The organism is Microbacterium sp. NPDC060117 (assembly GCF_042729315.1).
Classification (GTDB): Bacteria; Actinomycetota; Actinomycetes; order Actinomycetales; family Microbacteriaceae; genus Microbacterium.
In genome coordinates, this window is sequence record NZ_JBHWXR010000002.1 from 250,985 (window position 1) to 275,431 (window position 24,447).

Consider the following 24,447-nt stretch of genomic DNA (forward strand, 5'->3'; position numbering starts at 1 on the left):
CCCGAAACCGGTGACGCGGTGCTCCGCCCCGCGCAGCGCGAGACGGAGTGCTGTCGCCGCTGAGACCCGGTTCCGGGACGCGGCAACTTCGCGAGACTATCACCGGCCGGACGCGAGGGGGGAAGTGGCACGCCTCGCCCGGCGCACGTTGACGGCGGCGGAGAGGCGCAGGGGACGGCCGCTCCGGGCGCTCCCGTAGAATCGTCGGGATACCCGGTTCACTCCCGGGACAGCCCGATCCGCCCGCCGGACCCCGCATCGTTCAGGACCTCATGTCACCTCGCGCCCTCACTCCGCTGCAGCCGGCCGCCACGCCCCCGCAGCAGATCCGCAATTTCTGCATCATCGCCCACATCGACCACGGCAAGTCGACGCTGGCCGACCGGATGCTCCAGATCACCGGCGTGGTCTCCGACCGCGACATGCGCGCCCAGTACCTCGACCGCATGGACATCGAGCGCGAACGCGGCATCACCATCAAGAGCCAGGCGGTGCGCATGCCCTGGCAGATCGACGGCGAGACGTTCGCGCTGAACATGATCGACACGCCAGGGCACGTCGACTTCACGTACGAGGTGTCGCGCTCGCTCGCCGCGTGCGAGGGCGCGATCCTTCTCGTCGACGCTGCGCAGGGCATCGAGGCCCAGACACTCGCGAACCTGTACCTCGCGCTCGAGAACGACCTCACGATCATCCCGGTGCTGAACAAGATCGACCTGCCGGCGGCCGAGCCGGAGAAGTACGCGAAGGAGCTCGCCGACCTCATCGGCGGCAGCCCCGATGACGTGCTGCGGGTCTCCGGCAAGACCGGTGCCGGCGTCGAAGAGCTGCTCGACCGTCTCGTCCAGGAGATCCCCGCGCCTGTCGGCGATGCCGACGCCCCCGCGCGGGCGATGATCTTCGACTCCGTCTACGACGCGTACCGCGGCGTCGTCACATACGTGCGCATGGTGGACGGCAAGCTCTCGCCGCGCGAGCGGATCCAGATGATGTCCACAGGGGCCAACCACGAGCTGCTCGAGATCGGCGTCTCGAGCCCGGAGCCGGTGCCCACCAAGGGCCTCGGCGTCGGCGAGGTGGGGTACCTCATCACGGGCGTGAAGGACGTGCGCCAGTCGAAGGTCGGTGACACCGTCACGACTGCACGCAAGCCGGCGACCGACGCCCTGGCCGGATACACCGACCCGAAGCCGATGGTGTTCAGCGGCATCTACCCGATCGACGGCAGCGACTACGCGGAGCTGCGCGAGGCGCTCGACAAGCTCAAGCTCTCCGACGCGTCGCTGCAGTACGAGCCGGAGACCTCGGTCGCGCTCGGCTTCGGTTTCCGCTGCGGCTTCCTCGGCCTGCTGCACCTGGAGATCATCACCGAACGGCTGTCCCGCGAGTTCGGGCTCGACCTCATCACGACCGCGCCGAGCGTGATCTACGAGGTCCTCACCTCCGACACGGGGGAGACGGTCACCGTCACGAACCCCAGCGAGTACCCGGACGGGCGGATCGGATCCGTCTCGGAGCCGATGGTGAAGGCGGCGATCCTGCTGCCCAAGGACTACGTCGGCACCGTCATGGAGCTCTGCCAGTCCCGCCGCGGGTCGCTGCTGGGCATGGAGTACTTCTCCGAAGAGCGCGTCGAGCTGCGCTACAACATCCCGCTCGGCGAGATCGTGTTCGACTTCTTCGACCAGCTGAAGTCGAAGACGCAGGGGTACGCCTCCCTCGACTACGAACCCGCCGGATCCCAGGAGGCGGACCTGGTCAAGGTCGACATCCTGCTGCAGGGTGACAAGGTCGATGCGTTCAGCTCGATCGTGCACCGCGACAAGGCTTACGCCTACGGCACGATGATGGCCGAGCGGCTGCGCAAGCTGATCCCGCGCCAGCAGTTCGAGGTGCCGATCCAGGCCGCGATCGGCGCCAGGATCATCGCCCGCGAGACCATCCGCGCCATCCGCAAGGACGTGCTCGCCAAGTGCTACGGCGGTGACATCACCCGTAAGCGCAAGCTCCTCGAGAAGCAGAAGGAGGGCAAGAAGCGCATGAAGATGGTCGGTCGCGTCGAGGTCCCCCAGGAGGCGTTCATCGCCGCGCTCTCCGGCGACGTCGAGGGCAAGGACAAGAAGTAGGCCCCGCGCGCGAAGCACTCCACCCTTGGGGGAACCTGGGTGGGGAGCCGGGACCAGCAAGTAGGGTGGTTGACATGCGTCGCGGGACATTCCGAGAAGGAACGGTGGATTATGCCGCCGTGGGCGCGACCCACGCGCCCGACCTGATGCAGTATCCGCCGGAGCGGAGCATCCCCGCCGAGGAGTCCTGGCGGCTCGGCAGCGGCGAGGAGCGGTTCCGCACCGCCGGTGACGCCCTGCTGGCCTGGACGGCACAGCGTGCGGCGGGTCTCCAGCTCACGGATGTGCGCCCTGCCGCGAGCCCCGGGTACGCCGGGGTCAGCTTCGATGCGGAGGGCGCCCCGATCGCTCCGAGTCGCACCGAGGTCGAGCCGCGCTACGACGAGGACGGCACGCCGTGGGTGGGCCCCGGGATGACGCTCAAGCTGCACGGGCGGGTGTCCGGCATGCGCGCGGACGCCGAACTGCGCGTGATCTCGGTGACCGAGCAGACGCACCGGATCGGCTTCGTGCTGGGCACGGTCGCAGGATCCGTCGTGAGCGGCGAGGAGTCCTTCGACATCGAGTGGAACGACGCCGACGAGGTGTGGTTCACTGTGCGCGCCTTCGACCGCCCGAACAGCTTCCTGTACCGCAGCTTCCCGTATCTGGTGAAGCGCCGCCGCCGCGAGCTGTTCGCCCGGTATCTGCGGGCGATCTCCCCGCTGTACGCGACGCCCGTCTGATGGGCGCGTGCTGATGGGGAGGGCGGCCTGATGGCCGGCCCCCTCCCGCTCGGGGACCCGGCCCCTTCGGACGGCAGGCTGCCCGTCGATCTGCGGATCGATCCGGATGCGCCGTTCTCCGCGTATCTGCACGTGCCCTTCTGCCGCGTGCGCTGCGGCTACTGCGATTTCAACACCTACACGGCTTCCGAGCTGCGCGGGGCACGTCAGGACGCGTACGCCGACACGCTGATCCAGGAGATCGACCTCGCGCGCGGCGTGCTCGCCGAACGGGGTGCCCTGCGTCCGCTCAGCACTGTGTTCTTCGGAGGCGGCACGCCGACGTTGCTGCCGGCGGGCGACCTCGGCCGCATGCTCGGCGCCGTCATCGGTGCGTTCGGCATCGCCGATGGCGCCGAGGTGACGGTCGAGGCCAACCCCGATACGGTGACGGCCGAGGTCGCCGAGGAGCTCGCGGCAGCCGGGGTGACGCGAATGTCGATCGGCATGCAGTCCGCGGTGCCGCACGTGCTGGCGGCGCTCGACCGCACGCACCGGCCGGAGAACGTGCACACCGCCGTCGAGGCTGCCCGGGCTGCGGGGCTCGCGGTCAGCGTCGATCTCATCTACGGCGCACCGGGGGAGTCGCTGGAGGACTGGCGCTCCTCGCTGACGACCGCGATCGACCTGGATCCGGATCACATCTCCGCGTATGCGCTGATCATCGAGGACGGCACCAAGCTCGCGCGTCAGATCCGCCGCGGGGAGGTGCCCGCTCTGGACGACGACCTGCAGGCCGACATGTACGAGCTCGCCGACGCCCTACTGGGCGAGGCCGGGTTCGACTGGTACGAGGTGAGCAACTGGGCTCGTCGACCGTCGGACCTCGGCGGCGCGGACCAGCGCTCGCGGCACAACATGGCGTACTGGCGCGGCACGGACTGGTGGGGCTTCGGGCCCGGTGCGCACAGCCACGTCACCGGACTGCGGTGGTGGAACGTGAAGCACCCCGCGGCGTATGCGCAGCGGCTGGCCGTGGGGGATTCGCCGGCCGCAGGCACCGAGCGGCCCGACGCCGAGGCAGCGCAACTGGAGCGGATCCTGCTGCGCTCGCGCATGGCGGAGGGCATGCCGTTGGATGCGATCGCGGCCGACGCCCGCACCAGGGTCGCAGGGCTGATCGCGGACGGCCTCGTCGAGGCCGGTCCCGCATTGCGCGGCACGCTCGTGCTCACGCTGCGCGGACGGCTGCTCGCCGATGCCGTGGTGCGCGCCCTGACCGATTGAGGCCGGCGTCGGCTGCAGGATCCCGCGACGGGTGCACGATCAATCCGGTCGTTGGGTCCTGCCGCCGTCGCACGGTCCTGCGGACGTCGCGTCGCAGCAGTCTCCAGCGGTCGGTGCCAGGAGCGCGTTCAGTCCCGGAGTGAGGGGAGCAGGTCCACCACGGCGGTCCGCCGTTGCGGGCCGACCACGGGCTCGTCGCCCGCACCATCGAACAGCGCTGCCGTGCGCTGCGCATCGAAGACCGGCCAGCCGGGATCCCCGCCGCGGATGAAGCGCACCCAGGCGTCGTGCATCGCGGTGGCGAGCGGCTGCGGGGGTGCAGCGCCGGCGATCTTGGCGCTCTCCGGGTCGTGCAACCGGTCGAACACGAACGGGATCTCCAGGGCGTGCGCGGCGCGCAGGTCGCGCACCGGGCTCGGCCACGAGAACTCGTACAGGAACGTCGGCGCGGTGCGGGCGCGGGCGACCCTGGTGGCCGGCGCGCGCAGCAGCAGGTCTGTCGCGAGCTGGCCGAACACCTCTCCGGTGCTCGCGCCGGGGTGGTCGGCGCGCACCGCCCTGGCGGCCGCGGCGGGTATCCGGAGAGCGAGGCGGGCGAGCAGGAGCTTCGACGGCCGGATCGCGGCGAGCGCGTTCGGCGGGAACCAGAGGCGGTACTCGTCGGTGTTGGTGCCGATCAGCACGGGCACGTCCCCGTCGACGAGCGCCTTATGCGGCGACTGCGGCAGCGAATCGGGATCCTGCACGAGCTGGAAGCCCGGGGCACCGCCGAGTGGGGAGGACCCGGCGGACTGGGCGCGCCTCGCCTCGAGCAGGGCGTCCGGAGCGATGGACGCGAAACCCTCGCGCGTCGCCGGGACGCCGAGGCGCTTCGCGAGCCGGCGGGTCACTCTTCCTCCGCGTTGCGGGGTCTGAGCGTCGAGCGGACCCGACTGGAGGATCCCACCGCGCACCAGGGCCCTGGTGTCCGGCCGGGAGAGCAGCGCGGCGACGAGTGCGCCGCCCGCGGACTCGCCCATGAGCGTGATCCGGCTCGGATCGCCGCCGAACGCGGCGATCTCGTCCCGCACCCAGTGCAGGGCGGCGGCGACGTCCTGCAGACCCAGATTGCGCGGCGCATCCTCGAGTACCGAGAAGCCCTCCGATCCCAGGCGGTAGCCGACGCTGACGAACACCACGCCGTCCCGTGCGAAGGCCGTGCCGTCGTACATCGACAGCGCCGCCGTGCCGCGCTCCAGCGCGCCGCCGTGGATCCACAGCACGACGGGGGCCGCGCTCGCGTCGGCCGGGGCCCAGACGTTCGCCGTGAGGATGTCGTCGCCGTCGATGCGGACGCTGCCCAGGATCTCCGCGGTGGCGCCGGCATAGGGCAGCTGCGGCGCCGTCGGGCCGAACTCCCCGGCGTCGCGCGGTGCGGACCACGGCTCCGGCGGCTGCGGGGGGCGGAAGCGGAGTCCACCGAAGGGCGGTGCCGCATAGGGCACGCCGAGATAGCGGTCGATGCCGTCGCTGCGTCGGCCGATCAGCTCGCCGGAGGAGATCCTGGTACGCGCGTCCTGACTCATGGCCACATCCTAGGGAGTGTCGCATCCTCGGCCCGCTCCCGGCCCGGCAGGATAGGATTGGCACTCAGGTCGCACGAGTGCCAACGGTGAGGAGGAGCGATGGTCTCAGAACGCGGACTCCAGGTGCTCCGCGCCATCGTCGAGGACTACGTGGAGACGAACGAGCCGGTCGGCAGCAAGTCGATCGTGGAGCGGCACGCGTTCGGCGTGTCCGCGGCCACGATCCGCAACGACATGGCCCAGCTCGAGGATGAGGACCTCATCGCGGCGCCGCACACGTCCTCGGGGCGGGTGCCGACCGACAAGGGCTACCGCGTCTTCGTCGATCACCTCGCTCAGGTGCGACCGCTCTCGGCGGCTCAGCGCAGCGCGATCACGGCCTTCCTCGCGGATCCCGCCGATCTCGACGATCTCATGGTGCGCACGGTGCGCGTGCTGACGCGCCTCACCGGACAGGTCGCGCTCGCGCAGTACCCGTCCTTCGCCCGTGCCCACGTCACGCACGTCGAGCTCGTGGCCCTCGGTCCCAGCCGGCTGCTGATCGTGCTGGTCACCGACGCCGGCGGCGTGTCGCAGCGCATCGTGCCGCTGCCGGTCGAGCTCGACGAGGCCGAGCTCGCCGTGCTCCGCGCAGTCATCACGGAGCTGCTGACCGGACGCTCCGTGCGGCGCGGCGCCGAGCGCGTGGAGGCGGCGGCGGACACGTCGTACGGCCCCCGCATCGACGCGGCCCGGGGCACTCTGCTGCGGGCGGTGGCCGAGGAGCTCGCGGAGTTCCGTCAGGAGCGGCTGGTGATGGCGGGAGCGGCGACCCTGGCCCGCCGCGAGCACGACTTCCGCGGCAGCATCCATCCGCTCCTCGAGGCCATCGAGGAGCAGGTCACGCTGCTGCGCCTGATGAGCGAGATGCACGTCGACGAGCACGGGCTCGCGGCGAGCATCGGCACGGAGAACGCCGCGTTCGGCCTCGGCGAGGCCTCGATCGTGGCGAGCGACTACCTGACGCACGGCGGTACCGCACGCGTAGGCGTGATGGGGCCGACCCGCATGGACTATCCGAGCAACCTCGCGGCGGCGCGGGCCGTGGCCCGCTACCTGTCGCAGCTGCTCGAAGAGGATGAGACCGGCCGCTGATCGGCCGCACGAACACGCATGCCGCCGACGGCGGCCCGGAAAGGCGATGGTGACGGATCACTACGAGGTCCTCGGCGTCTCGCGCGATGCGAGCGAGGACGAGATCAAGAAGGCGTACCGGCGGCTCGCACGTCAGCTGCACCCCGACGTGAACCCCAGCGAGGACGCGGCGGAGCGCTTCAAGCTCGTCACGCATGCGTACGACGTGCTGAGCGACGCCGACTCGCGACGCCGCTACGACATGGGCGGCGACCAGAACGGCAACGGCGGCTTCGGAGGGTTCGGCGGATTCGGCGACATCTTCGAGACCTTCTTCGGCGGCGGAGGGGCGCGCGCGGCGCGTCCTCGTTCGCGCCGGGAGCGCGGGCAGGACGCCCTGGTCCGTGTCACTCTCGAGCTCGGCGACGTCGTGTTCGGGGTGCACCGCGATATCGAGGTGGACACGGCGGTGCTCTGCGAGACCTGTCAGGGATCCTGCTGCCAGGAAGGCACCTCGCCGGTCACCTGCGACATCTGCGGCGGATCCGGCCACGTGCAGCAGCAGGTGCGCAGTCTCCTCGGCAACGTCATCACCACCGCGCCCTGCGGATCCTGCGAGGGCTTCGGCACGACGATCCCGTTCCCGTGCCAGACCTGCAACGGCCAGGGACGGGTGCGCTCGCGCCGCACGGTCGGGCTCGACATCCCGGCCGGCGTCGAGACGGGCCTGCGCCTGCAGCTGCCCGGATCCGGCGAGGTCGGCCGGGCGGGAGGACCGAACGGCGATCTGTACGTCGAGGTGACCGTGTCCCCGCACGCCCGCTTCAGCCGCGACGGCGATGACCTGCTCGCGACGCTCGAAGTGGCCATGAGCGACGCGATCCTCGGAGCGACGACGACCATCGAGTCGCTCGACGGGCCCGTCGACCTGGAGATCCGTCAGGGCCTGCAGTCGGGCGACGTGCTGACGATCAAGGGTCGCGGCGTGACGCCGTTGCGCGGAACCCAGCGCGGCGACCTGCGTGTGGGCGTCCAGGTGCTCACGCCGACCAAGCTCGACCACAAGGAGCGCCAGCTCATCGAGGACTTCGCCAAGCGCACCAAGGCGCCGGCGCCGAAGCTCGCCGAGTTCCATCAGGGGCTGTTCTCCAAGCTGCGCGACCGCTTCCGGGGCTGATCCGCGATGGCCCTGCACTTCGTGACGCCCGATGCGACGGCGGCCTCGGCGGGTTCCGTCGTCGCCCTCACCGGTGCGGAGGCCAAGCACGCCGCCGTGGTGCGCCGGGTGCGGCTGGGCGAGCCGATCACGCTCGGCGACGGGTCGGGCGTCTGGCTCGAGGGCGAGGTCGCCTCGGCGGCGCCCGCTCTCGTCGAGGTGCGCATCCTCGCGCGCCGGGAGGAACCGAGGCCTGATCCGCGGATCCTGCTCGCACAGGCACTCGCCAAGGGCGATCGCGACGAACTCGCGGTGCAGGCGGCGTGCGAGCTCGGTGTCGACGAGATCGTCCCGTGGCAGGCGACGCGCAGCGTCTCCCGGTGGGACGGCGCCAAGGCCGGGAAGGGCCGGGAGCGCTGGGCGAGCATCGTGCGCGAGGCCGCGAAGCAGGCGCACCGGGCCTGGATCCCGGAGGTCGCCGCCGTCGAGACGACCGGAGACCTGGCCCGCCGCGCGGCGACGCAGCGCGTGCTGATCCTCGATCCGACCGCGCCCGCGGCGCTGTCCGCCCTGATCCCGGACGAGCGCGACATCGTGCTGGTCGTGGGCCCGGAGGGCGGGATCGCCCCCGAGGAGATCGAGCGACTCGTCGCTGCCGGGGCGGAGCGCGTGCTGCTGGGCAGCACGGTGCTGCGCACCTCGACCGCGGGTCCCGCCGCGATCGCCGTGCTGAACGTGGCGCGCGGGCGCTGGTAGCAGACGCCCGCCGGCACGGCGAGGATAGACTGATTCCATGAGCGAACCCTCGATCTTCACGCGCATCCTGAACGGGGAGATCCCCGGCGAGATCCTGCTGGAGACCGAGGACGTCTTCGCGATCCGCGACATCAACCCGCAGGCGCCGTTGCACGTGCTCGTGATCCCCAAGTCCGAGCAGTTCCGCGACGTCACCGAGCTCGCCGCGGGCGACCCGGGGCTCATGGCGAAGATGGTGGCCGCAGCGAAGGAGATCGCCGACGAGCACGCGAACGGCGAGTACCGCCTGATCTTCAACAACGGCGCGAGCGTCGCTCAATCCGTCTTCCACGTGCACGCCCATGTGCTCGGCAATCTCGAGGAGAACAAGCTCGTTGGCTTCTGACGACACGGCCGAGGGCATGGCGCCCTCCCAGACCGTGACCTCCGCCCGCATCGAGGTGGACGGGGTCGCGATGGTGCAGCTGCTCGGGCCCCAGGATCGGCTGCTGCGCATGCTCGAGAAGGAGCACCCTGCGGTCGACGTGCTGGTGCGCGGCAACGAGGTCACCCTCACCGGTGAGCCCGCCGCCGTGCGCTCGGCCCAGAAGCTCGTGGACGAGCTCATCGAGCTGACCCGCTCCGGGCACGCCCTCGCTCCCAGCGACGTCGCGCAGTCCGCGCGCATGCTGGAGCGCGAGGGGGTCCGCCCGAGCGAGGTCCTCGGGGAGGCGATCCTGTCCACGCGCGGTCGGGTGATCCGGCCGAAGACACTCGGTCAGAAGGAGTACGTCGACGCGATCGACGAGAACACGATCGTCTTCGGCATCGGCCCCGCCGGAACGGGCAAGACCTATCTCGCGATGGCGAAGGCGGTGCAGGCCCTGCAGCGCAAGGAGGTCGAGCGGATCATCCTCACCCGCCCCGCCGTCGAGGCGGGGGAGCGGCTCGGGTTCCTTCCCGGCACGCTCACCGACAAGATCGATCCGTATCTGCGCCCGCTCTACGACGCGCTGAACGAGATGATGGATCCCGAGATCGTCCCCAAGCTCATGGCGAGCGGCACGATCGAGGTCGCCCCGCTCGCGTACATGCGCGGCCGGACGCTGAACGACTCGTTCGTGGTGCTCGACGAGGCGCAGAACACCACGCCGGAGCAGATGAAGATGTTCCTCACCCGGCTCGGGTTCGGCACGCGCATGGTCGTCACCGGCGACATCACCCAGATCGATCTGCCGCAGGGGGCGTCCGGGCTCCGCGTGGTGACCCGGGTGCTGAAGGACATCGACGACATCCACTTCTCCCGGCTCACGAGCGACGACGTCGTGCGCCACTCGCTGGTCGGGCGCATCGTCGATGCGTACACCGAGTACGACGAGCAGCGCACGGCGGCCCGCACCGAGCGCGAGCAGGCGGCGGAGTTCGCCAACCGCGCGGAGCGCCGCGCGGGGCAGCAGCGCCCGGGACCCCGAGACCGCATGCCGAAACGAGGCCTGAAATGATCGAGATCAACAACGAGTCGGCCATCGCGATCGACGAGACGGTGCTCCTGCGCCTCACCGAGCGCAACCTCGGCCAGCTCAACGTGAGCGCGGATGCCGACGTCGCGATCGTCCTCGTCGACGAGGGCGCCATGGAGGCGCTGCACGTCCAGTGGATGGACGAGCCCGGTCCCACGGACGTGCTGAGCTTCCCGATGGACGAGCTTCGTCCCGGCACGATGGACCGCCCGACGCCGCCGGGACTGCTCGGCGACATCGTGCTGTGCCCGCAGGTCGCGGAGACCCAGGCCGCCACGGCCAAGCACACGCTCATGGACGAGTTGATCCTGCTCACGACGCACGGGCTGCTGCACCTCCTGGGCTTCGATCACGCCGAGCCCGAGGACGAGAAGGAGATGTTCGGCCTGCAGCGCGAGCTCATCGCCGGCTTCGCCGCCGACGAGCGCTCCCACGGTCGATGACTCCATTCCTGCTGCTCGCCGGCGCGATCCTGCTCGTCGCCTTCGGCGGGCTCATGGCCGCGATCGATGCGGCCCTGTCCGTGACCTCTCGGGCCGACCTGGAGGAGATGGGATCCGAGGGGCGCAACGCGCCGGCCCTCGCCAGGATCGCCGCGGATCCGGAACCCCACGCGAACGCGGTCGCCTTCATGCGCGTGTTCGTCGAGACGGCGGCGGCAGTGCTCGTCACCGTCGCCCTGGTGCTGCTGTTCGACGACCAGATCTGGTGGGCGATGCTCGCCGCCGCGGTGATCATGACCGGTATCACCTTCGTCCTCGTCGGAGCGAGCCCTCGCTCCTTCGGCCGGCAGCACGCGGACGCGATGCTGCGGGCGTGCGCTCCCACCATCCGGGCGGTCCGCGTCATCCTCGGCCCGATCGCGCAGGGACTCGCCGTCTTCGGCAGCCGGGTCACGCCGGGCGCCGGGCGGAGCACGTTCGCGACCGAGACCCAGCTGCTGAGCATGGTCGACGAGGCGGCCTCGCACGATCTCATCGAGGCGGATGATCGCGAGCTGATCCACTCCGTGTTCGACTTCACCGACCAGTTCGTGCGGGCCGTCATGGTGCCCCGCACCGACATGGTCACCGTCGACGCGACGGCGACGACGTCCGAGGCGATGGACCTCTTCCTGAGCCGGGGCGTCTCGCGGATCCCAGTCGTCGACGACGAGGCGGACGATGTTGTCGGGGTGCTCTATCTCAAGGATCTGGTGCAGTTCGCCTACCGTGACGATCGCAGCTGGCGGGCCGCCTCGGTGCGCAGGCTCGCTCGCCCCGCGGTGTTCGTGCCGGAATCGATGCGTGCGGAGACCCTGCTGCAGCAGATGAAGCGCGAGGCCGTCCACGTCTGCATCGTCATCGACGAGCACGGCGGGATCGCCGGGCTCGTCACGATGGAGGACCTGATCGAGGAGCTCGTCGGCGAGATCTCCGACGAGTACGACCGACCCGGTTCGGAGGTCGTGGAGCTCGAACCGGGGCACTACCGGGTGAGCGGTCGGATGAGCCTCGAGGATGTCGGCGAGCTGTTCGGCGTCGAGCTCGAGGACGACGATGTCGACTCCATCGGCGGGCTCCTGGGCAAGGAGCTCGGCCGCATCCCGACGCCCGGCGCGACGGCCGTCGTACGCGGGCTTCTCCTCACCGGCGGCGCCTCGCGGGGTCGCGGCCGCGGCATCGAACACGTCTTCGTGGAGCGGGCCGAGGAGCCGCTCGCGGGGGATCAGAACGGATCCGAGCGGTCCAGCAAGGAGAACCACGATGAGCGATGAGCGCGACACCGAGACCCCGACCCCGCACCGCAGCGGGTTCGTGACGTTCGTGGGTCGGCCGAACGTCGGCAAGTCCACACTCACCAACGCGCTGGTCGGCGAGAAGATCGCGATCACCAGCGAGAAGCCGCAGACGACGCGGCGCGCCATCCGCGGCATCGTGAACCGCCCGGACGGGCAGCTCGTGATCGTGGACACCCCGGGGATCCACCGTCCCCGCACCCTGCTGGGCGAGCGCCTCAACGACCTCGTCGGGCAGGTGCTCGGCGACGTCGACGTGATCGGCTTCTGCGTGCCGGCGACGGAGAAGGTCGGCCCGGGCGACAAGCGCATCGCCGCGTCTCTGGACGGCTACCCGAGGGCGAAGAAGATCGCGATCGTGACCAAGGTCGACATCGCCGAGCGCGACGAGATCACCGAACGGCTCATGGAGGTCGACTCCCTGCGCGAGGATTGGGCAGCGGTGATCCCGCTCTCCGCACTCACGCGGGTGCAACTGGACGTGCTCGCCGATGAGGTGCTCTCCCTCATGCCGGAGGGGCCGTCACTGTACGAGGACGACATCGTCACAGACGAGTCCACCGAGGACCGCATCGCCGAGATGATCCGCGAAGCGGCGCTCGAGGGCGTCCGCGACGAGCTGCCGCACTCGATCGCGGTCGTCGTCGACGACATCTCGCCGCGCGAGGACTCCGACCTGACCGACGTGCACGCCTCGATCGTCGTCGAGCGCGACAGCCAGAAGGCGATCATCATCGGACGCAAGGGCGCCCGACTCCGCGAGGTCGGCGCCACCGCTCGCGCAGGCATCGAGGAGCTGCTCGGCACCCGGGTGTTCCTCGGCCTTCACGTCAAGGTGGCCAAGGAATGGCAGCGCGACCCGAAGCAGCTCGGGCGGCTGGGGTTCTGACGTGGGCGTCGCCGCGCAGCAGTGGATCGCTGCGGAGTGGGGAGGCCCGCAGGGCTGGAGGCTCGAAGACACCACCGCACCGGATCCGCGACAGGGCGAGGTGACGATCCGCGTGCGCGCGGCAGGGATGAACCCCGCCGATCGCAAGCACGTCGCCGCGCCGAGGCCGGGTGTCGAGCTTCCCGTGCCGATCGGCTACGAGGTCTCCGGCGAGATCCTCGCGATCGGACCCGGCACCCGGATCGGGTCCGGTGAGGCGCGGGTCGGCGACGAGGTCGTGGCCTTCCGAGTGCAGGGCGGCTATGCGACCGCCCTCACGATCCCCGCGGACAAGGCGTTCCACAAGCCCGAACCGCTGTCGCACGCCGAGGCGGCGAACCTGCTTCTCGCCGGCACCACGGCGGCGGAGATGCTCGAGCGCGTGCACGCGCAGGCGGGGGAGACGATCCTGCTGCACGGCGCCTCCGGCGCGGTCGGCGTCATGGTGCTGCAGTTGGCCGCACTGGGGCGGCATCCGCGTCATCGGCACCACGAGTTCGGCCGGCGCCGAACGCGTGCGCCGGTTCGGCGGCATCCCCCTGGCCTACGGTGAGGGCCTTCTGGACCGGGTCCGCGCGACGGGCCCCGCCGTGCACGCGGCGCTGGACGCGGTCGGCACGGACGAGGCCGTCGACGTCTCCCTCGCGCTCGTCGAGGACCGCTCGCGGATCGTCACGATCGCTGCTCCCGGTCGTGCCGCAGAGCACGGCTTCGCGGCCATCGCGGGTTCCCAGCCCTCCAGCGCGGTCTTCCGCGACGGGATCCGCGCGGAACTCGTCCGACTCGCCGACCAGGGACGGCTGACGGTGCCGCTCGCGCGCACCTATCCGCTCGTCGAGGCCCTCGAAGCCACGCGATTCCTCGCGGAGGGGCACCCCGGCGGCAAGCTCGCGCTGATCCCCTAGGCGCCGCCCACGGGGCATCGAACGGCCCCGGCCGCGGGCCGAGCGAGACGAGACGCGGTGCTCTCGCATGCGGCGTCTCACCACCCGCCGGATGACCCGCCTCCGCCGCCCCCGCCGGAGAATCCGCCGCCGAAGGAGCCGCTGGAACTCGACGACGTGCTCGGCGTGGGCGTGGGGCTGAGTGAGCTGTTCATCCCGCTGAGCGAACCCGCGAAGCTCGCGCCCGTGTACCCGTAGTACCAGCCGGGCGTGACGCCGTCGTGCTCGTACTGCACGGCCAGCACCTGTCCCCATTCGCGTTCCATGCCGAACAGCATCGCGAAGGGGAGGAGGCGCTCGTACAGCACGATGACGTCCGCGGTGCCGTCCGCGCGGCGTTCGGCACCGCGGTAGGACTGGAGCATGCGGATCCGGTCCGCCTCCGCCAGTCGGATGTACTCGCGCACGCCGAGCAGGTACTCGCGCGTCTCGGCTCCCTGCGGCGTGAGCACGGCGCGGCGGGGCAGCGACACGAGGAGTGCCACGACCGCGACTACCGATGCGACGATCGCGACGACGAAGGTCGCGATGGCAGCAGGGCGTCCTACCGCCATGCCGGGCACGGCCAGCGCGACCGCGCCCAGGCCGGCGGCGAGCCCGACGGCGCTCAGCACCACCGCAGTCGTCGAGCGCTGCTTGGTGAGCAGGCCGCGCTCGAACGCGGCGACGTGCGCGGATCCGGACAGGGCCTTGAGCCGGGTGACCAGCGGATCGTTCGGCACCTCGAGATGCAGCGTCGTGCCGACGGGGTCGCCGGGGAAGAGCGCGTGCAGTGCCTCCGCGTCCAGGGCATCGGGGGCGATCGACGGGTCGAGCAGCTCCAGCACGGGCTTGCTCTCGCCGTCGGAGATGCGGATCGCCTTGTGGACGGCGAGGTGCACCATCTCCGCGGAGCCCGCGACAGGCTTGCGTCCCTCGATCTCGGCGGCGAGGACCGGCGGAAGCGCCTCGGGCACGTCGTACTGGGCGACCACGATGCCGCGGCCGCTACGGCGCCCGCTCCGGCGCAGCAGCCCGATGCCGAGGATCGGGCCGCCGATCGCCAGAAGAGCGGCGAGGGCGGCGACGGGGTACGGCGCCACATCGGTCATCGCATCCGGCTGCCGGGCGGGGGCCTGTGCGAAGGAGTCCGCCTTCATCGGGAACGCGACCGTGACGCCGGATCCGGCGGGGACGTCGTCCTGGGACACGGTGAACCCGTGGATCGCGGGCGCGGGGGAGAGGGTGCACGGCGTCGTGGAGCCGGCGGGTCCGGCGTAGCAGGAGGGATCGCCGATCCTGGCCGATTCGACCTCCGGGGCGAAGGACAGTTCGGCCGAGAAGTGCGTGATCGGCTGCGTGGAGTTCAACGGGAGCAGGTTCCAGTACCATTCGTCGATCGCCCGGTCCGTGGGGCGGTGTACGACGTCGCGCATCGTGTAGCGGATCACGTACGTGGTGCGTCCGTGCGCGAACGCGTCCGGATCACCGATCTTCAGCTGACGCTCGCCGTCGTCCGTCTCGCTGTCGTCGTACGGCACAGCCTTGCCGGCGCCGTCGGTGATCGAGACGACATGTAGCCCGAGCGGCGCGCCCTCGTACCAGGTGGGCAGTCCGCGGATGATCCCGTGGTTCTGGTCGAAGTCCGGGAAATCGGCGACCAGCGTCTCGGTCACCGCCAGCATCGCGCGGCCGTCGGCATCACGGCTGAGCAGATACTGCGCGTCCCAGGACGCATAGGAGAAGTCGTTCGTGTCGGCGTGCGCGGCGGGTGCCGCCAGCAGCGGGGCCAGCACGAAGGCGAGGGCGCCGAGCACGGCGAGCAGCCGGGCGCGCAGTCGAGCCGTCATGCCAGCCAGACTATCCGTCGCGCCCTTCGCTCCCCGCTCTCCGACGCGTTGTGCCGCGCGGCGTCGAACCCTGGATCGCGGCCGGTCAGTGCAGCGCGCTGGTCTCGATGATCGTGCGCAGCGTGGCTTCGTCGTTCGCGATCTCGGTGACGCGCTGCGGTGCGGCGAGCAGGGCCTTCAGCTCGTCCGACAGCGGCAGCTCGATGCCGAGCGCCTCGGTGATGGTCTCGCCGAACTTCTCCGGCTTGGCCGTCTCGAGCACGAGCATGGGCACGCCGTCCTCGAGGAACGACCCCGCCACCTTCACACCGTCGGCGGTGTGCGGATCGATGATCGTGCCGCTCGTCTCGTGCACGGCGCGGATCGTGGCGAGCCGGTCGGCGTGCGTGCTGGTGCCGCTCACGATGCCGAACTCGTCGGCGAAGCGCGGCAGATCCGCGGTGAAGTCGAACGCGCCGGTGCGGGCGAGGTCGTCCCATGCCTGGGCGACGCGCTGCGGGTCCCGGCCCACGAGGTCGTAGATGAAGCGCTCCAGGTTCGACGCCTTGGAGATGTCCATCGACGGGCTGGAGGTGGCGAGCGTCTGTGCGGCGCTGCGCGGACGGTAGACCCCGGTGCGGAAGAACTCGTCCAGTACGTTGTTCTCGTTCGCGGCGAGCACGAGACGGCGGATCGGCAGCCCCATGCCCCGGGCGAAGAAGCCCGAGAGGATGTTGCCGAAGTTCCCCGACGGCACCGCGAACGACACCTCGAAGCCCTCGCGCTCGGCGGAACCGAGGCCGTCGGTCGCGCGCAGCCATGCCCAGAAGTAGTAGACGACCTGCGCCGTGATCCGGGCGAGGTTGATCGAGTTGACCGCGCCGAGGTGCTGAGCGTTCTTGAAGTCGAGGTCGCCGGCGAGGTCCTTGACGAGGTTCTGGCAGTCGTCGAAGACGCCGTCGACCGCGATGTTGTGCACGTTCGCGTCCTGCAGCGAGTACATCTGCGCCCGCTGGAACGCGCTCATCCGTCCCTGCGGCGAGAGCATGAACACGCTGATCCGGTCCTTGCCGCGCAAGGCGTGCTCGGCTGCCGATCCGGTGTCGCCCGAGGTCGCGCCGACGATGTTCAGCACACCGCCGGTGCGCTCGAGCGCGTACTCGAGCGCCTGCCCGAGGAACTGCATCGCCATGTCCTTGAACGCGAGCGTCGGCCCCTCGGACAGCCCGACGAGGGTGATCCCGCCGCCGATCGGCGTGAGCGGCACGGGCGTCGCGAAGACCGAGGACGAGTAGGCGGCCGCGCAGAGCGCTGCGAGGTCATCGCGGGGGATGTCGGTGGCGAACAGGCCGAGGACCTCCGTCGCGAGGGCGGCGTAGTCGAGTCCGCGCCAGGACTCGAGGGTCGCCGCGTCGACCGTCGGCAACTGTTCCGGAACGAGCAGGCCGCCGTCGACGGCGAGCCCCTCCAGCAGTGCTTCGCTGTAGGTCTTCGGCTCCCCGCCACCGCGGGTGGAGATGTACTGCACGAGCTGCTCCTCGGAAGTCGGGCGTCTCGGATCCGTCCGCACGGGCGCGGATCCGCGTCCAACGATTCTCGCAGGTTCCGTCCACCCTCATGAGACGCGTGACGTCGCGTCGGCGGGCGTTCGGCATCGGGACAGGGCACCCGACACGCCGTGCTAGCATGGCGGCATGCGCGCAGGCGGTCTGCTCCTTCTTAGCTGCCGCGACGAGTCCCGTCTCTGAGGGCCCCACTCGTCGCGGTGTTCGTGTTGGCCCGCTCCCACACTTGAAGCGACGAGAAGAGCACCCCTCATGAAGAACAACCAGCGCCCCACTGCGATGCCGGTCCACAAGTACCGGCCGTTCCACGAGCAGATCCCCGTCGATCTGCCCGACCGCACCTGGCCGTCGGCCCGCATCACGAAGGCGCCGCGCTGGTGCGCGGTCGACCTGCGCGACGGCAACCAGGCGCTCATCGACCCGATGTCGCCCGAGCGCAAGCGCGTCATGTTCGAGCTGCTCGTCGGCATGGGCTACAAGGAGATCGAGGTCGGCTTCCCGTCCGCGAGCCAGACCGACTTCGATTTCGTGCGCCAGCTCATCGAAGAGGACCTGATTCCGGACGACGTCACGATCCAGGTCCTGACCCAGTGCCGCGAGCACCTCATCGAGCGCACCTACGAGGCGATCGCCGGCGCCAAGCAGGCGATCGTGCACTTCTACAACTCCACCAGCGTGCTGCAGCGCGAAGTCGTCTTCCGCTCCGACCGCGAGGGCGTCAAGCAGATCGCGCTCGAGGGTGCGCGTCTCTGCCGCGAGTTCGAGAAGCGGATCCCCGACACCGAGGTCTACTACGAGTACTCGCCCGAGAGCTACACCGGCACCGAACTCGAGTACGCGGTCGAGGTCTGCAACGAGGTGCTGGAGATCCTGGAGCCGAGCCCCGGCCGCAAGGTCATCATCAACCTGCCCGCCACCGTCGAGATGGCCACGCCCAACGTCTACGCCGACTCGATCGAGTGGATGAGCCGTCACCTGAACCACCGCGAGAACGTGATCCTCTCGCTGCATCCGCACAACGACCGCGGCACCGCGATCGCCGCCGCGGAGCTGGGCTACATGGCCGGAGCCGACCGCATCGAGGGATGCCTGTTCGGCAACGGGGAGCGCACCGGCAATGTCGACCTCGTCGCGCTGGGCATCAACCTGTTCACGCAGGGCATCGATCCCGAGATCGACTTCAGCGACATCGACCAGGTCAAGCGCACTGCCGAGTACTGCAACCAGCTGCCCGTGCCCGAGCGCAGCCCCTGGGCCGGCGACCTCGTCTTCACCGCGTTCAGCGGATCGCACCAGGATGCGATCAAGAAGGGCTTCGAGGCGATGGCCGCCAAGGCCGAGGCGCAGGGCGTGACGGTCGACGACATCGAGTGGGGTGTGCCCTACCTGCCGGTCGATCCCAAGGATCTGGGTCGATCCTACGAGGCGGTCATCCGTGTCAACTCGCAGTCCGGCAAGGGCGGCGTCGCCTACCTCCTGAAGACCGATCACGCGCTCGACCTGCCCCGCAAGCTGCAGATCGAGTTCTCCGGTGTCGTCCAGGGAAAGACCGACGCCGAGGGTGGCGAGGTCACCAGTGAGCAGATCTGGGAGATCTTCACCGACGAGTACCTGCCGGCGTCGGCCGACGACGCCAAGTGGGGTCGGTTCGAACTGCTGGGCACGCGGACCAACAGCGACATGTCCGGCGAGGTCACCCTCGATGTCGTGCTGCGCGACGATGAGGAGCGAGTCGAGGCCGAAGGCCGGGGCAACGGCCCTGTCGCGGCGTTCATCGAGGTGCTGCGTGAGCGCGGCTTCGAGATCTCGCTGTACGACTACGTCGAGCACACGCTCTCGACCGGCGGCGACGCCCAGGCGGCGGCCTACGTCGAGCTGCAGGTCGGAGACCAGCGCCTGTGGGGCGTCGGCATCGACGGGGACATCTCCACGGCGTCGCTCAAGGCCATCGTGTCCTGCGTGAACCGCTCCATCCGCGCGCGTCAGGCCGCCGAAGCGGACCTCGTCACCGCCTGAGCAGTCGCCCGAGAATTCTCCGCACCGGCACCCCGCGTGCGGAGGGCCTGTCCGCGGCACAACCGTCCGCGTGACTGAGCCTGCGCCCCGGCGCCCGGCAGAACATGCCGTGCCCCGGGGCGCAGTCATGTCTCAGGGACGGATGATCGGGATCATCCCGGTCTCCGCGGCGACGCGTCGGCGGTACAGGGCACGCTGCTCCGGAAGCGAGAGATCGAAGACCACGGCGAGCACGCGGATGACGGCCGTCAGGACGATGCCGATGATCGCCGCGAGCACGATCCCCATCCCGAGGGCATGCGCGACCACGATGAAGGCGCAGCCCGCACCGGCTGCGACCGCGTAGAGCGAGCCGACGTGCATGATCGACACCGGCAGCCCCATGAGCATGTCGCGGAGCACGCCTCCGCCGGCGGCGGCGCAGACGCCGATGAACACCGCCGGGACCTCGGGCAGCCCGAACGCGATCGCCTTGCTCGTGCCGAACGCGCCGAACATGCCGATCACGACGGCGTCGAGGCCGACGACCACGGCGTTCAGCCGCTGGAACACCCCCGCCAGCAGCATGCCGAACAGGGCGGCGCCGCCGGCGGTGAGCAGGTACCAGTTGCTGTGCAGCGATGCGGGAGGCTGGCCCAGCAGGATGTCGCGGATGAGCCCACCGCCCATTCCGATCATGATCCCGATGATGGCCACCCCGAGCAGATCCAGACGGCGTTCGCCTCGGAAGCCGCTCGCGAACATGGCGCCCTGCACGCCGCCCAGGCCCACGCCCAGCAGATCGGCCCACAGCGGGATGGTGAAGGTCGGTTCGGTCACAGCTCTATTGTCCCCGGGAGTGGGATGATCGAGGAATGCCCACCTACCGAGACGAAGCGGTGATCCTGCGCACCCACAAGCTCGGTGAGGCGGACCGGATCGTCACGATGCTCTCGCGTGCGCACGGCAAGGTCAGGGCCGTGGCGAAGGGAGTGCGCCGCACCTCATCGAAGTTCGGCTCGCGTCTCGAGCCGTTCATGGTCGCGGACGTGCAGCTGTACCAGGGCCGATCGCTCGACATCGTGCAGCAGGCCGAGTCGCTCGGATCCTACGGCGCCGACATCGCCCTGCACTACGACCGCTACACGGCGGCGAACGCCATGGTCGAGACGGCCGATCGGCTGAACGACGCCGAGGCGACGCCCGAGCAGTACCTGCTGCTCGTCGGCGGGCTGCGCGCCCTCGCGCGCGGCGAACATGCCGCCCGCAGCATCTTGGACTCCTATCTGCTGCGCGTCATGGCGCTGTCGGGCTGGGCGCCGTCGTTCGACGACTGCGCGCGCTGTGCGAAGCCCGGATCGCACACGGTGTTCGTCGCGCAGATGGGTGGCATCGTCTGCGACGACTGCGCTCCCGTCGGCAGTCCGCGGATCCCGGCCACCGCGCTGGATGTGCTCCGCGCGCTGATCGCGGGGGACTGGGACCGGGTCGATTCCGCCACCGTCCGCGACACCGCCGCGGCATCCGGCCTGATCGCCGCCTATGCGCAGTGGCATCTCGAGCGGGGGATCCGCTCGCTCTCGCTCCTGGAGGGAACACGTTGAGCCCCAAGCCGTACACGCACAAGGACGCGGTGCCGTATCGCCCGCTGGACTGGACCGGGGTGCTGCCGCCGGCGTTCCCCGCCGTTCCGAACCACATCGCGATCGTCATGGACGGCAACGGCCGCTGGGCGAACCGGCGGGGGCTCAACCGCATCGAGGGGCACAAGGCCGGGGAGGAGGTGCTGCTCGACGTGGTCGCCGGCGCGATCCAGGCGGGCGTCAAGCACCTCAGCGTGTACGCGTTCTCGACGGAGAACTGGGCGCGATCTCCGGAAGAGGTGCGCTTCCTCATGGGCTACAACCGCGATGTGCTGCACCGCCGCCGCGATCAGCTCAATGAGTGGGGCGTGCGGATCCGCTGGGCGGGTCGCAGGCCGCGGCTGTGGGGCTCCGTCATCAAGGAGCTGGAGTACGCGTCGGAGCTGACGCGCGGCAATGACACCCTCACGCTCACGATGTGCATCAACTACGGCGGCCGTGTGGAGCTCGTGGACGCGATGCGTGCGATCGCCGAGGATGTGAAGGCAGGGCGGATGCGCCCGAGCGCGATCACCGAGAAGGCCATCCGCCGGCACCTGTACATCCCGGACATGCCCGACGTGGATCTGTTCCTGCGCAGCTCGGGGGAGCAGCGCACGTCGAACTTCCTCCTGTGGCAGTCGGCCTACGCCGAGATGGTGTTCCTGGACACGCTGTGGCCGGACTTCTCCCGCGAGGAGCTGTGGCGCGCGATCGGGATCTACCTGTCCCGTGACCGTCGGTTCGGCGGCGCCGTGGACACGCCCGATGAGGTCGTCTCCGGTCGGTGAACCCGGGGAGGGGAGCGCCGTCGCGAACCGTGCTCAGTCGGGATCCGGTAGAATGGACCCCGCGAAGGGGAGTATTCCGACTTCACGCGATCGTCATCACGAGGCCCGCCGCCGGGCCTCCGGGCGCGTGACCGCTGATCTGCGGGGAAGAGACTTTCGGCCGTTGACCGACCCCCTCGAAAGGCCCCTGTGGACGTTCCCGTCTGGTTCGAAGTCGTCTCGCTCGCCGTCCTGCTGCTGATCCTGATCGGCGACCTGCTGATCGTGCGCTGGCGCCCGCACATCCCCTCGACCAAGGAGTCCACCCTCTGGGTGGTGTTCTACGTCGCCTTGGCGCTCGGATTCGCGGGCCTCCTGCTCGCCGTGGCCGGCGGCCAGCACGCGGGGGAGTTCCTCACCGGCTGGGCGCTGGAGTACAGCCTCTCGATCGACAACCTCTTCGTGTTCGTGCTGATCATGGCGCAGTTCTCGGTGCCGCGGAAGCTGCAGCAGGAGGTGCTGATGGTGGGCATCATCATCGCGCTCGTGCTGCGCGGCATCTTCATCCTGCTCGGCGTCACGATCATCGAGAACTTCGCCCCGGTGTTCTACCTCTTCGGCGCGTTCCTCATCTGGACCGCGATCCGTCAGGCGATGCCGGAGAGGGAGCAGGAGGACGAGACGGCTGCGAAGGAGGGCTTCGCCGTGCGTCTGGTGCGCCGACTCGTGCCCGTCAGCGATGAGTTCGACGGTCCGAAGCTGCGCACCACGGTCGACGGCAAGAAGATCTGGACCCCGATGATCATCGTGTTCGTCACGATCGGCGTGACGGATCTGATGTTCGCGATCGACTCGATCCCGGCGATCTTCAGCATCACGCAGAACAGCTTCCTGGTGTTCACGGCGAACATCTTCGCCTTGATGGGGCTGCGCCAGCTCTACTTCCTGCTCGGGGACCTCCTCGACCGGCTGCGCTACCTGCACTACGGCATCGCCGTGATCCTCGCGTTCATCGGTGTGAAGCTCGTGCTGCACGCAATGCACGAGAACAGCGTCCCGTTCATCAACGGCGGCAAGCCCATCGAATGGGCGCCCGATGTGCCGATCTGGCTGTCGCTCACCGTGATCGTGGTCGCCATGCTCGGCGCCACCGGGGCGAGCCTCATCGCCTCCGGTCGCGAGAAGCGCCGGGAGCGCGCCCTCGCGGAGTGAGCCGTCCGCCCTGCCTATTTCGGCTCAGGGTGGGTGGGAAACACCCACCCTGACCGGGGGTAAACTCGTGGCCATGCAGGCGGTGCAGCTTCTCCTTAGCAGCCGCGGCGAGACCTCGATCTAGGCCTCTCTCGCCGCGGAGTCGCGCCCTGCTCTTCAGGGGACGGCCGCACCACTACCCAGGAGAAGCAACGCATGAACGACGCATCCCCCCGACCCCGCACGCTGGCCGAGAAGGTCTGGGACGACCACCTCGTGGTGAAGGGCGAGAACGGCGAGCCCGACCTCATCTACATCGACCTCCACCTCGTGCACGAGGTCACCAGCCCGCAGGCCTTCGACGGTCTGCGCAGCGAAGGGCGCCCGCTGCGACGCCTCGATCTGACGATCGCCACCGAGGATCACAACACCCCGACCCTCGCCATCGACAAGCCCATCGCCGATCTCACGAGCCGCACCCAGATCGAGACGCTGCGCCGCAACGCCGCAGAGTTCGGTGTGCGGCTGCACTCGCTGGGCGACGCCGAGCAGGGGATCGTGCACGTCGTCGGCCCGCAGCTCGGCCTGACCATGCCCGGCATCACCGTCGTCTGCGGCGACTCGCACACGTCCACCCACGGCGCGTTCGGCGCCATGGCCTTCGGCATCGGCACGAGCGAGGTCGAGCATGTCATGGCCACGCAGACGCTGCCGCTGAAGCCGTTCAAGACCATGGCGATCACCGTCGAGGGCACGCTGCGCCCCGGTGTCACGGCGAAGGACATCATCCTCGCAGTGATCGCGAAGATCGGCACCGGCGGCGGGCAGGGCTACGTGCTCGAGTACCGCGGCAGTGCCATCCGCGCCCTCTCGATGGAGGGTCGGATGACGATCTGCAACATGTCGATCGAAGCCGGCGCGCGGGCGGGCATGGTCGCGCCGGACGAGACCACCTTCGCGTATGTGCAGGGCAAGCCCCACGCGCCGCAGGGGCAGGACTGGGACGACGCCGTCGCCTACTGGAAGACGCTGCCGACCGACGAGGGCGCGACGTTCGACGCCGAGGTGTTCATCGATGCGGATGAGCTGGAGCCGTTCGTGACGTGGGGCACCAACCCGGGCCAGGGCAGCTCGCTGTCCTCCACGGTCCCGGATCCGGCCCGGATCGCCGACCCGAACGAACGCAGCGCCGCCGAGCGGGCTCTCGAGTACATGGACCTGACTCCCGGCACTCCGTTGAAGGAGGTGAAGGTCGACGCGGTCTTCATGGGCTCCTGCACGAACAGCCGGATCGAGGATCTACGCGCCTTCGCGTCGGTCATCAAGGGCAAGACGAAGGCCGATGGCGTGCGCGTCATGGTCGTCCCCGGATCCGCCCGGGTGCGCCTGGAGGCGGAGGCCGAAGGGCTCGACAAGGTCTTCACCGACTTCGGTGCCGAGTGGCGGTTCGCCGGCTGCTCGATGTGCCTGGGCATGAATCCCGACCAGCTGGCTCCGGGGGAGCGCTGCGCGTCGACCTCGAACCGCAACTTCGAGGGCCGCCAGGGCAAGGGCGGTCGCACGCACCTCGTCTCGCCCCTCGTCGCCGCCGCCACCGCCGTGCGCGGCACCCTGTCCAGCCCGAGCGATCTGGAGGCCTGA

Annotated in this window: 22 protein-coding genes; 18 read left to right on the forward strand and 4 right to left on the reverse strand. The window is 69.9% G+C overall.

Translation table 11 applies throughout. From position 1 onward, the window contains the following. The first annotated feature begins 272 nt into the window (after positions 1-272). The 3 genes from lepA (at position 273) to hemW (ending at position 4,117) form a co-directional block, all read left to right on the forward strand. Positions 273-2,126: a translation elongation factor 4 gene (lepA, locus tag ACFWCK_RS07290; protein ID WP_233309278.1), complete on the forward strand. Its 1,854-nt coding sequence runs from the start codon at positions 273-275 to the stop codon at positions 2,124-2,126. A gap of 74 nt (positions 2,127-2,200) precedes the next feature. Then, positions 2,201-2,851, forward strand: a complete 651-nt coding sequence (locus ACFWCK_RS07295; protein ID WP_233309279.1) for a DUF1990 family protein — start codon at positions 2,201-2,203, stop codon at positions 2,849-2,851. 30 nt (positions 2,852-2,881) lie between these two features. Beyond that, entirely contained in the window at positions 2,882-4,117 is a 1,236-nt protein-coding gene (hemW, locus tag ACFWCK_RS07300) for a radical SAM family heme chaperone HemW (RefSeq protein ID WP_378805245.1), read from the forward strand. 128 nt (positions 4,118-4,245) lie between these two features. Here hemW and ACFWCK_RS07305 read toward each other — a convergent pair whose 3' ends face one another. After that, a complete protein-coding gene (locus ACFWCK_RS07305) occupies positions 4,246-5,682 on the reverse strand; it encodes a carboxylesterase/lipase family protein (RefSeq protein WP_378805247.1) in 1,437 nt (478 codons plus the stop codon). A gap of 99 nt (positions 5,683-5,781) precedes the next feature. Here ACFWCK_RS07305 and hrcA point away from each other — a divergent pair, with 99 nt between their 5' ends. From hrcA to ACFWCK_RS07355, 10 genes are read left to right on the forward strand one after another with little or no spacing between them, the layout of a single operon-like run. Further along, positions 5,782-6,816 carry a heat-inducible transcriptional repressor HrcA gene (hrcA, locus tag ACFWCK_RS07310; protein WP_233309282.1) on the forward strand — a complete coding sequence of 345 codons (1,035 nt, stop codon included), beginning with the start codon at positions 5,782-5,784 and terminating at the stop codon, positions 6,814-6,816. 49 nt (positions 6,817-6,865) lie between these two features. Beyond that, positions 6,866-7,972 (forward strand): molecular chaperone DnaJ, encoded by a 1,107-nt coding sequence (gene dnaJ / locus ACFWCK_RS07315; RefSeq protein WP_233309283.1) that lies wholly within the window; start codon positions 6,866-6,868, stop codon positions 7,970-7,972. A gap of 6 nt (positions 7,973-7,978) precedes the next feature. After that, positions 7,979-8,707 (forward strand): 16S rRNA (uracil(1498)-N(3))-methyltransferase, encoded by a 729-nt coding sequence (locus ACFWCK_RS07320; RefSeq protein WP_378805248.1) that lies wholly within the window; start codon positions 7,979-7,981, stop codon positions 8,705-8,707. A 37-nt stretch (positions 8,708-8,744) separates the two neighbouring features. Further along, entirely contained in the window at positions 8,745-9,092 is a 348-nt protein-coding gene (locus tag ACFWCK_RS07325) for an HIT domain-containing protein (protein ID WP_233309285.1), read from the forward strand. Between the two features lie 16 nt (positions 9,093-9,108). Further along, on the forward strand, positions 9,109-10,188 hold the full coding sequence (locus tag ACFWCK_RS07330; protein ID WP_378805959.1) for a PhoH family protein: 1,080 nt from the start codon (positions 9,109-9,111) through the stop codon (positions 10,186-10,188). Further along, positions 10,185-10,649 carry an rRNA maturation RNase YbeY gene (gene ybeY, locus ACFWCK_RS07335; RefSeq protein ID WP_378805250.1) on the forward strand — a complete coding sequence of 155 codons (465 nt, stop codon included), beginning with the start codon at positions 10,185-10,187 and terminating at the stop codon, positions 10,647-10,649. The genes ACFWCK_RS07330 and ybeY overlap by 4 nt, the downstream gene beginning before the upstream one ends. After that, positions 10,646-11,962: a hemolysin family protein gene (locus ACFWCK_RS07340; RefSeq protein WP_233309287.1), complete on the forward strand. Its 1,317-nt coding sequence runs from the start codon at positions 10,646-10,648 to the stop codon at positions 11,960-11,962. The genes ybeY and ACFWCK_RS07340 overlap by 4 nt, the downstream gene beginning before the upstream one ends. Continuing rightward, positions 11,952-12,872: a GTPase Era gene (gene era, locus ACFWCK_RS07345; RefSeq protein ID WP_105689606.1), complete on the forward strand. Its 921-nt coding sequence runs from the start codon at positions 11,952-11,954 to the stop codon at positions 12,870-12,872. The genes ACFWCK_RS07340 and era overlap by 11 nt, the downstream gene beginning before the upstream one ends. 1 nt (position 12,873) lies before the next feature. Beyond that, positions 12,874-13,464, forward strand: a complete 591-nt coding sequence (locus tag ACFWCK_RS07350; protein WP_378805251.1) for a zinc-binding alcohol dehydrogenase family protein — start codon at positions 12,874-12,876, stop codon at positions 13,462-13,464. Beyond that, positions 13,427-13,816: a zinc-binding dehydrogenase gene (locus ACFWCK_RS07355; protein WP_378805253.1), complete on the forward strand. Its 390-nt coding sequence runs from the start codon at positions 13,427-13,429 to the stop codon at positions 13,814-13,816. The genes ACFWCK_RS07350 and ACFWCK_RS07355 overlap by 38 nt, the downstream gene beginning before the upstream one ends. Before the next feature lie 77 nt (positions 13,817-13,893). On the opposite strand, the gene ACFWCK_RS07360 is transcribed toward ACFWCK_RS07355, so the two are convergent. Further along, positions 13,894-15,684, reverse strand: coding sequence for a DUF2207 family protein (locus ACFWCK_RS07360; RefSeq protein ID WP_378805254.1), 1,791 nt, complete (start codon positions 15,682-15,684; stop codon positions 13,894-13,896). Positions 15,685-15,769: 85 nt separating this feature from the next. Beyond that, the gene (gene thrC, locus ACFWCK_RS07365; protein WP_378805255.1) at positions 15,770-17,191 is read right to left on the reverse strand and encodes a threonine synthase; all 1,422 of its coding nucleotides are present in this window, start codon (positions 17,189-17,191) and stop codon (positions 15,770-15,772) included. A 289-nt stretch (positions 17,192-17,480) separates the two neighbouring features. Here thrC and leuA point away from each other — a divergent pair, with 289 nt between their 5' ends. Further along, complete coding sequence (gene leuA, locus ACFWCK_RS07370; RefSeq protein ID WP_233309291.1) at positions 17,481-19,244, forward strand: 2-isopropylmalate synthase; 1,764 nt, start codon at positions 17,481-17,483, stop codon at positions 19,242-19,244. Between the two features lie 132 nt (positions 19,245-19,376). Here leuA and ACFWCK_RS07375 read toward each other — a convergent pair whose 3' ends face one another. Further along, positions 19,377-20,063, reverse strand: a complete 687-nt coding sequence (locus ACFWCK_RS07375) for a trimeric intracellular cation channel family protein (RefSeq protein WP_233309292.1) — start codon at positions 20,061-20,063, stop codon at positions 19,377-19,379. A gap of 35 nt (positions 20,064-20,098) precedes the next feature. On the opposite strand from ACFWCK_RS07375, the gene recO reads away from it, so the two are divergent. The 4 genes from recO to leuC all read left to right on the forward strand — a co-directional run bounded on the left by recO (position 20,099) and on the right by leuC (position 24,447). Further along, complete coding sequence (gene recO, locus ACFWCK_RS07380) at positions 20,099-20,827, forward strand: DNA repair protein RecO (protein WP_378805256.1); 729 nt, start codon at positions 20,099-20,101, stop codon at positions 20,825-20,827. Next, positions 20,824-21,636 (forward strand): isoprenyl transferase, encoded by an 813-nt coding sequence (locus ACFWCK_RS07385; protein WP_378805258.1) that lies wholly within the window; start codon positions 20,824-20,826, stop codon positions 21,634-21,636. The genes recO and ACFWCK_RS07385 overlap by 4 nt, the downstream gene beginning before the upstream one ends. Before the next feature lie 189 nt (positions 21,637-21,825). Then, positions 21,826-22,827, forward strand: a complete 1,002-nt coding sequence (locus tag ACFWCK_RS07390; RefSeq protein ID WP_378805259.1) for a TerC/Alx family metal homeostasis membrane protein — start codon at positions 21,826-21,828, stop codon at positions 22,825-22,827. A 195-nt stretch (positions 22,828-23,022) separates the two neighbouring features. After that, positions 23,023-24,447, forward strand: a complete 1,425-nt coding sequence (leuC, locus tag ACFWCK_RS07395) for a 3-isopropylmalate dehydratase large subunit (protein WP_233309298.1) — start codon at positions 23,023-23,025, stop codon at positions 24,445-24,447.